We start from the raw sequence: 8,755 nt of genomic DNA, 5'->3' as shown, positions 1-8,755 counted from the left end.
GAGCTTCGTATATTACTTAATCCTTAATTTTTGCATGTCATCATAGACTGTAGATCTCTCGTCGCTTCGCTCTGTCGACGGTAGTTTATGGAGTCAGCTTCGCTTCATCTCATAAATCCTCGATTAAGGAGTTTCATCAGTTCGTGTTACTCACTGTGACAACTCCATTAGAGATGGTGTAATTAATATTTGGGTTTATTATCATTTTCCATACTGAATTGTTTGATGTAGATAATTGCATGAGGCTTCTCCGCTGCGGTCGAAGCAAGGGGAAAGGAGAGAAATCTTCGTTTTCTTACACTTGTTACCCCCTTATATCGAGCGTAGTCGAGATATCTCTTGTCTTTTTCCACTCTTTTCCACAATTTAAAAGGAGCTTTCGCTCCTTATCGCTTAGTATTCGTAATCGTCGTTTCCTAGATAGGCGTCCTGGGTGAAATTTATGCCTAGTTTTCTTAGCATGGATCTTTGGCTGTCTTCTAGGAGGACTGTAGAGTGGGCGTCTAAGCCCTTTAGTTTACTGATTTGTTCTATAGCCATATGGCTTAGGGGGTTAGTTGTGCCTGAGATTGAAAGGGCTATTAGCATTTCGTTAGCTGATAGGGATGTTTCTTTACCTCCCAGAGACTTTGTCTTGAGATTTGAAACTGGCTCTATGATGTGTGGTGATATCAAAAGAAGTTCGTCGTCAAGTTTACCAAGTTTCTTTAGGGCGTTTAGGATAGCGGCTGATGGGGCTGACAAGAGGTCGCTTTTCTTACCTGTGATGATCTCCCCTGTCTCAAGCTTAATGGCGAAGGCTTCTTTTCCGGTCTTTTTCGCCTTTTCTCTCGCCTTTACTGCGACTGTCCTATCTTCTGGGCTTATTTCAAGCTGACTCATTAGCATTTCGATTTTTTCTACTGCATGGTAGCTTTCCTTGGCATATCTAAAGTCAACTAAGGTATTGTAGTATCTTCTGATAATCTCTTCCTTGCTGGCGCGTTTTACCTCTTCCTCATCTTCTATACAGAAGCCCACCATGTTGACACCCATATCCGTTGGAGACTTGTAAGGGCTGGTGCCCATGATTTTCTCGAACATTTTCTTAAGTATAGGAAAGGCCTCTACATCCCTGTTGTAGTTTACGGCAAGCTCCCCATATGCGTCCAGATGGTAAGGGTCGATCATATTTACATCGTCAAGGTTGGCAGTAGCTGCCTCATAGGCCATATTTACAGGATGCTTGAGGGCGATGTTCCATATTGGAAAGGTCTCAAACTTGGCGTAACCTGCGTTGATTCCTGCTTCATGGTCCAGATACATTTGGGAAAGGCAGGTCGCCATTTTGCCTGATCCTGGTCCTGGTCCTGTGATAACTACTAGGGGTCTTGTGGTCTTTACTCTCTCATTTCTACCAAAACCATCCTTTGAGATGATGTGGTCGATGTTATTTGGATAGCCTTGGATATCGTAGGTCTTGTAACTTGCGATTCCTAGGTTGTCTAGATACTTTTGGTACTTCACTGCCTTGGGTTGGTTATCGAATTGGGTTATGATAATCCCATTTACCAGAAATCCGTAGTCCTCAAAGGCTTCTTTTAGTCTAATAGTTTCCGCATAATAAGAGGTCTCATTGTCCCCTCTGATCTTGTTGTTTTCGATATCGTTGGCATTGATTGTTATGATTATCTCACAAACATCCTTGAGGTTATAGAGCATCCTAAGTTTTGAGTCAGGTAGAAAACCAGGAAGCACTCTTGATGCATGGCTATCATCAAAAAGCTTGCCCCCAAACTCCATATAGAGCTTATCAAAATGAGAAATCCTCTCCTCGATCTTTTCCGACTGCAATTTTATATACTTATCATTATCAAAAGCTTTCTTCACGTCATCCTCCAATCATATCTAAATATTATACCAAGAATTGCGGGAGATGGAAAGATTGGTGGAATTAAATTTGTACTAGAGATTGTCCACTCCTTTTTTCGACCTTTCCCTTACTTCGACTGTAATGGAGAAGTCTACTCCCCTTATTTCGACCATCGTGGAGAAATCTATTAATATTTATTTTAAATCCAGTTAAATTCGAGATCTCTCGACTCCGCTTCACTACGCTCGAGATAAGGGTAAAAGTGAAACTTAGATATTAATAACTATAAAGGAAAGTTTGCTTTCTAACAATTCCCTTACTTCGACTGTAATGGAGAAGTCTATTGGGTTATTTTTGAATTTAGTTAAATTTGAGATGTCTCGACTTCGCTCGACATAAGGGGGGGGTAAATACGAAGCTTAAATATTCATAATTATAGAGGAAAGTTTACTTTCCAACCTTTCCCTTACTTCGACTGAAATGGAGAAGTCTATTGGGGTATTTTTAAATGTAGTTAACTCTGAGATGTCTCGACTTCGCTCGACATAAGGGGGGGATAAATACGAAGCTTAAATATTCATAATTATAGAGGAAAGTTTACTTTCCAACCTTTCCCTTACTTCGACTAACATGGAGAAGTCTATTGGGTTATTTTTGAATCCAGTTAAATTCGAGATCTATCGACTCCGCTTCGCTCGAGATAAGGGTAAAAGTGAAACTTAGATAAGCTCGAGACAAAGGTTTATTGTGAACCCTATATATAAATATTCAATACTAATTAATACTAGCCAACAATATCCCAGTATAAATCTTATCTTTCAGGATTTAGGCTATCTATTAATTTATCTTTTTTATCCCTCGACCATTTGCTTACTTGAACTTCTCTGCCTCTTGCTTCTTGAATACTTTCGTATGATTCATAGTAAACAAGCTTAGTGACATTGTATTTATCTGTAAAGCTTCCTTTGTCAAGGTGGTTCTTGTGTTCATAGACTCGTTTTATAATATCAGTGGTTGATCCTTTGTATAGGACCTTGTTTGATTTGTTTGATAATATGTAAAAATATCCAGACATGGCTAACTCCTTTGTTATATTTTATCATATTATATCCATTTTGAATTTTTTTATTAAGAGATGTCTCTACTCCGCTTCCAACCTTTCCCTTACTTCGACTGAAATGGAGAAGTCTATTGGGTTATTTTTAAATATAGTTAACTCTGAGATGTCTCGACTTCGCTCGACATAAGGGGACGTGTTTCATTGTAAATTATTTTATTATAGGGAAAATATATTTCTCAACTATTCCTTATTTCGACCAATGCAGAAAAATCTATTTTCCCTACCCCTTACTTCGACTGTAATGGAGAAGTCTATTGGGTTATTTTTAAATATAGTTAACTTTGAGATGTCTCGACTTCGCTCGACATAAGGGAAATGATGTAACAGAAATAATTATTAACATAAGGAAAGTTTCCTTTCCAACTTTCCCTTACTTCGACCGAACGCAGTGAGTGGAGAAGTCTCATCCCCAACCAAAAAGCCCCAATCAACTCAGGATCAGGGCTTCATTTTTATTTGTCTTCTATTTTTTCCCAGCCTTCGGTTTTGTATTCGTTTCCTTCTGGATCTATCCAGTAGGCTTCTACTTTGTTTTCGGCTGCTTTTTTTAGTCCTGTCTCGTGGTCTACTATGAAGAAGTAGGTTGAGAGGGTGTCTGCTAGGGCTATGCTATCTGCTTTTACTGATACGGATTTCCATTTATCGGATGGGTATCTGGTGGCTGGGTCTATGATGTGGTGGTAGTTTTTGCCATCCACTGTGAAGTATCTTTGGTAGTCTCCGCTTGTTACTACTGATGTGTTCTTTACGTTTACTACTGTGGAGTATGGGTTTTCTTTGTCTTCTAGGAATGGATTTTGGACTGCTATTTTCCAGTTTCCTTCGCTGTTGTTTGGGTTTTCTCCTATGATTACGTCATCTCCACCGACAGAGAGGATTCCTCTTTCAAATCCTGCTTCTTTTAGTTTTTCTGCCATTTTTTCTGTGGCGTAGCCTTTGCCGATTGCTCCTATGTCTATTTGGACATCTGGATCATTGATGTAGACTGTGGAGTTTTCTTTGTCTATTTCAATGGCGTCTATGTTTTCGTGTTCGCTTTTTTTGATTAGCTCATCTTCTGGTGGGATGGCTGCCTTTTCAGGATTATCTATGGACATTTCCCTGTATTGGTGCCACAAGCCTAGGAGAGATCCCATAGCTATGTTGATGTTTCCGTCTGTTAGTTCGTACATCTCTTTCGAGTATTCGATTAACTCGATTATTTCAGGATCTACCTTGACTGGCTCGATACCTGCCTTTTCGTTGATTGTTCTGAAGTTATTTACTCCTTCGAAGGAATCGTAGGAGTTGTAGAGCTTGTGGTATCTGGCTAGCTCTTCTTCTAGGACATCACACTGTTTTACGAAGGCATCTTTATCGTCAGAATAAGTTAGAAGAGTGGTTACTGTATCGAAGTAATCGTAATAGGTCTTATCAAGTTTTGGCACTTCGGTGCTTTTCGTATCTTCTTGATTTTCTCCTACATCTTCTACTTTTGTGTCTTCCTCAGTCTCTTTTTCCTCTACTTTTTCTTCAGCTTGGCTTACTTGGTCGTTCTTATCTTCTTTTTCATTTGCTCCATTGGCACAGGCTGTTATGACAAGGGCCATGGCCAAGGGGTAAAATATTTTCTTTATTCTCATAGTTTGTTTATGTTAATTGTCTCCATGTCTTTATTTACTGGGATTGATTCTTCAAGAGCCCATGTTAATAATATGTCCGCCGCTGCCTTGTCTCTAAAGGAGTTCCATTGTCCTTCAAGGCCTTGTTCGTAGACAATGTCTAGGAATTCTTCCCTTGGGGCGATTCCCTCGTAGTTGTCTAGGAAGTTGTCCCTTTGGTGTCTGTCAAGGCTTGCAACAAAGGCTTCTCTTAGTCTCTGGCTATCTAGCTCGTCTGCTGTTGGCATGAGCAAGAAGTTTTCTACATCTGCATCTATATCTATATAATTTTCTTCTATATCTTCTGCGGTTTGGATCTCCTTGTTGATTCTTATAAAATCAAGGGATTCTGTATTCAACCACATATTCTTAAGATATGAATCTTCATCTATCAAGGTCCATTTTTCAACTAACCAGGATAGATTGATTGGTTTTCTTACTTTCATATTATTTTACTTTTAGTACTATTGCTTCGTATTCCCAAAGTTCCAATACTAAATTGTTTCCTTTCTCTATTTTTATCTTTCTCTTATCCCATCTGCTTCCACCGTAGGTCTCTGATAGTGAATCCAAGACTTCGACGAATTCTAAGTCTTCATCGTAAGGGATCTCGAAAGCTCCCTTGTAGGTATTGGTCATGTTAAGGACTACAAGGTATCTATCATCTCCGGCTTTTCTTTCATAGGCAAAAACAGAATTTATATTATCATCTACTACCTTCCAGGAAAATCCATCTTCTTCGTAGTCTTTTTCGAAAAAGGCAGGACTTTCTTTATAAAGGGTGTTAAGGTCCTTAACATAGCGGTGGATGTCGTCATGGGTTGGGAATTTAAGTATATCCCAATTAATCGATTCATGTTCATTCCATTCGTCAAAGGTTGCGATTTCGTTACCCATGAAGTTTAGCTTCTTGCCAGGATGGGTCATCTGGTAGGTGTAGAGGAGCTTAAGTTGTTTGAACTTCTCCTCGTAAGACCCTGCCATCTTGTTAATCATGGCGCCTTTCATGTGAACTACCTCGTCGTGGCTTAATGGAAGGATAAAGCGTTCGTTGTAGAAGTAGAACATGGAAAAATTGATATTTGCCTGGTGGTTGATCCTATTTATGGAATCTGTCTTAAAATACCTTAGGGTATCGTTCATCCAACCCAAGTCCCACTTATAGTCAAAGCCTAATCCTCCGTCTTCGACCTTGCCTGTAACTTGTGGGAAGTCTGAGGAGTCTTCTGCTATTAGCATTACATTTGGGAAGGCCTCGTGGATGGTTTTATTAAGGTCCTTAATAAATTCGATATTATCCCTGTGGACCCCACGGTTTTTGTTGCCATTGTAGTGGATCATGTAGCTTACCGCATCGATTCTGATTCCATCGAAGTGGAAGTTTTCTAGCCAATAGGTCATAGCTGACTTCATAAAGCTCCTAACATGACCCTTGGAGTAGTCAAAGTTATTGGATCCCCACTCGGAGTATTTGAGGTCGGGATAGATTGACTCATACATTCCCGTTCCATCAAAATGGTCTAATCCAAAGTAGTCGCTAGCAAAATGAACTGCCACCATATCTAGGATTACTCCAATTCCATTTTGGTGAAGAATATCTACGAATTTCTTAAGGTCTACTGGACTTCCAAAACGGGAGCTTGTCGCAAAAAATCCACTCGATTGATAGCCCCATGATGGATAGTAAGGATATTCAGTTATAGGCATGATTTCTACGTGAGTATAGTTCATTTCCTTGACATAGGCTACTAGTTTGTCGACTATATCGAGGAAGTTGACATTGTCATTATATCTAAGCCAGCTTCCTATATGGATTTCGTAGATATTTAGGGGCTTATCAAAGTTCTTATCCCTGTTTTTGATAAAATCTTCGTCAGAAAAGTCGTAGGAGTCATCTGTTATGATACTAGCAAAGTCCCCTTCCTTGTCCATGGCACGGGCGAAGGGGTCGGTTTTTTCTACCCAATTACCTTCATGGACTACTATATATTTGTAATAATCTCCCGGCTTGGCATCAAGCTTAATAAAAAAATAACCGTACTTGGTGTTTTTGGTCATCTTGGTATTTTCCCAAGAAGTAAAATCTCCCTTGATGTAGACTTCGTCAGCGTTTGGGGCAAGAACCCTGAATACATACTTACCGTCAGTGTCTTTATGGGCTCCCCAAATATCGGCCCCCATAGATGAGTGGCCCGCTAAATAATTTTCTATATGGTCATGGGGTGTTTCTGTGATATTAACCTTCATTTTCTTCCTCAATCAAATGTTTAATGTGTCTTTTGAGGATTTGAATTCCCTTTAGGTTCTTCGCTCCTCTTGGAATAATAATGTCTGCGTATTTCTTGCTTGGTTCGATGTAAGTCTCATGCATTGGCTTAACCTGGCCGATGTATTGGGTAAGGACAGATTCCAGTGACCTGCCACGTTCCTTGGTATCTCTTAGGATTCTCCTTTGAAGCCTCACATCACTATCGGCATCCACGAAGACCTTGGTGTCTGTGATAGACCTAATCCTTTCGTCATAGAGAACAAGAATTCCTTCAATTAGGATAATCTTGGTTGGCTTAATCTCTATGGTATCCTTGCTTCTAGTATGGATATTGTAATCATAGGTCGGCATAGCTATAGTCTTGCCCTCGCGTAGTTTTAATAAGTCTTTATAAAATAAATCATTGTCGAAGGCACCTGGGTAGTCGTAGTTAAGCTTGGCCCTTTGCTCAAAGGAAATGTCATCGTGGGCCTTGTAGTAATTGTCGTGACCTATTACAGTTAAGTCATCCTTAAAATAATTTGCAATTTCTCTTACAATCGAGCTTTTGCCAGAGGCCGAACCCCCAGCTATAGCAACGATCTTTACATCTGTCATAGTTTAATCTCGTTTACGATATTTCCCTCTAGGTATTGATAAAGGTTGTCGAATACAATGTCTGCCCTAATCTCCATAGCTTCCTTGGTGTAGAAGGCTACGTGGTTAGTGAGTATTACGTTTTTGGCGTTTCTTAGTGGGTAATCTTCAGGAAGTGGTGGTTCCATGTCGAATACGTCTATACCTGCCCTTAGCTTATCCTCATTAAGAAGCTTAGCTAGGTAGTCATTATCTACAACAGCTCCCCTAGCGCAGTTGATTAGGACAGCCCCTTCTTTCATTAGGTTGAGCTCTTCTTCTCCTAAGAATCCCTTAGTTTCCTTGTTGTTTGGTATATGGAGGGATACTATATCACTTTCCTTAAGGAGGGTAGGAAGGTCGACATACTCTACTCCCTTAGCTTTTATTTCTTCCTTTTCTGTTCTTGAGTAAGCGATTATCTTGCAGCCAAAGACGCTCAAAAGATCGATTAGCTTAGATCCTATATTTCCTGTTCCTATTACACCGAAGGTCTTGCCCTTGATAAGCTCGCCTAGAAGATAGTTATTTTCTCCATTGAAGATATTTCCCCTATTTTCGTTAAACTTCCTCAAAACAGAGATAGTAAGGCCTATTACAAGCTCTGCTACAGAATCATCAGAGTAACCGCTAGCATTGAGAACCTTGATTCCCTTTTCCTTGCAAGTATCGAGGTCTACGTGGTCCACCCCAGTAAAGGCTACATCGATTAGCTCTAAGTTTGTATTATTAATCACATCGCTTGTAAGTGGCTTGTTGGTGATGATAGCTATATCAGTGTCCTTTAATCTTTCGATTTTTTCCTCATCACTTCCTGCACTTTCTTCAAAATATTCAAACTCATGGCCTAAAGATTCGATTTTTTCTTTATGATTTTCAATAATTTCTCTATCAACTTCTAATGGATCAATTAGACTAATCTTCATTATATTCTCCTTTATTCAAAATTAATATCGTTTACTTGCTATTATTATACTCTTCTTGGGCATATTTAAATAGAAAATTCATCTAGATTAATTACTAACTATACTTGCCTAGATGATGATAATGTGATAAATTATTAGTATAGAATAGAAAGGAATAGGTATGGCAGTTGGATTAGCTTTTACAGATGGTAAATGTTTAGAGGCTCTTCATTATTATTGCAATGTGTTTGGCCTAAAAGAACCAGAAAAAGTCATAAGATACAGTGATTTCAAGGAGTTCAATCACCCAAAGGATATCAAAGATAGGATATACAATTCTTATCTAGATATATA

7 protein-coding genes are annotated in these 8,755 nt (G+C 39.2%); all 7 read right to left on the bottom strand.

The window, feature by feature from the left end; all coding sequences use genetic code 11:
- Nucleotides 1-393 precede the first annotated feature (393 nt).
- The 7 genes from MRZ08_RS01490 to MRZ08_RS01460 all read right to left on the bottom strand — a co-directional run bounded on the left by MRZ08_RS01490 (nucleotide 394) and on the right by MRZ08_RS01460 (nucleotide 8,422).
- Complete coding sequence (locus MRZ08_RS01490; protein ID WP_297378497.1) at nucleotides 394-1,869, bottom strand: DUF1846 domain-containing protein; 1,476 nt, start codon at nucleotides 1,867-1,869, stop codon at nucleotides 394-396.
- A 794-nt stretch (nucleotides 1,870-2,663) separates the two neighbouring features.
- Nucleotides 2,664-2,927 (bottom strand): GIY-YIG nuclease family protein, encoded by a 264-nt coding sequence (locus tag MRZ08_RS01485; RefSeq protein WP_297378495.1) that lies wholly within the window; start codon nucleotides 2,925-2,927, stop codon nucleotides 2,664-2,666.
- Nucleotides 2,928-3,424: 497 nt separating this feature from the next.
- Nucleotides 3,425-4,594, bottom strand: a complete 1,170-nt coding sequence (locus MRZ08_RS01480) for an FAD:protein FMN transferase (RefSeq protein ID WP_297378491.1) — start codon at nucleotides 4,592-4,594, stop codon at nucleotides 3,425-3,427.
- Nucleotides 4,591-5,058 carry a UPF0158 family protein gene (locus tag MRZ08_RS01475; protein WP_105300862.1) on the bottom strand — a complete coding sequence of 156 codons (468 nt, stop codon included), beginning with the start codon at nucleotides 5,056-5,058 and terminating at the stop codon, nucleotides 4,591-4,593. The genes MRZ08_RS01480 and MRZ08_RS01475 overlap by 4 nt, the downstream gene beginning before the upstream one ends.
- A gap of 1 nt (nucleotide 5,059) precedes the next feature.
- Nucleotides 5,060-6,859: a 1,4-alpha-glucan branching protein GlgB gene (gene glgB, locus MRZ08_RS01470; protein ID WP_297378485.1), complete on the bottom strand. Its 1,800-nt coding sequence runs from the start codon at nucleotides 6,857-6,859 to the stop codon at nucleotides 5,060-5,062.
- Nucleotides 6,849-7,478 carry a uridine kinase gene (gene udk / locus MRZ08_RS01465; RefSeq protein ID WP_297378482.1) on the bottom strand — a complete coding sequence of 210 codons (630 nt, stop codon included), beginning with the start codon at nucleotides 7,476-7,478 and terminating at the stop codon, nucleotides 6,849-6,851. The genes glgB and udk overlap by 11 nt, the downstream gene beginning before the upstream one ends.
- Nucleotides 7,475-8,422 carry an NAD(P)-dependent oxidoreductase gene (locus MRZ08_RS01460; protein WP_297378479.1) on the bottom strand — a complete coding sequence of 316 codons (948 nt, stop codon included), beginning with the start codon at nucleotides 8,420-8,422 and terminating at the stop codon, nucleotides 7,475-7,477. Before MRZ08_RS01460 ends, udk begins: the two co-directional genes overlap by 4 nt.
- Between the last annotated feature and the right edge of the window lie 333 nt (nucleotides 8,423-8,755).

This window comes from Anaerococcus sp. (genome assembly GCF_022770135.1).
Taxonomy (GTDB): Bacteria; Bacillota; Clostridia; order Tissierellales; family Peptoniphilaceae; genus Anaerococcus.
This window is presented reverse-complemented; position numbering and strand designations above follow the sequence as displayed.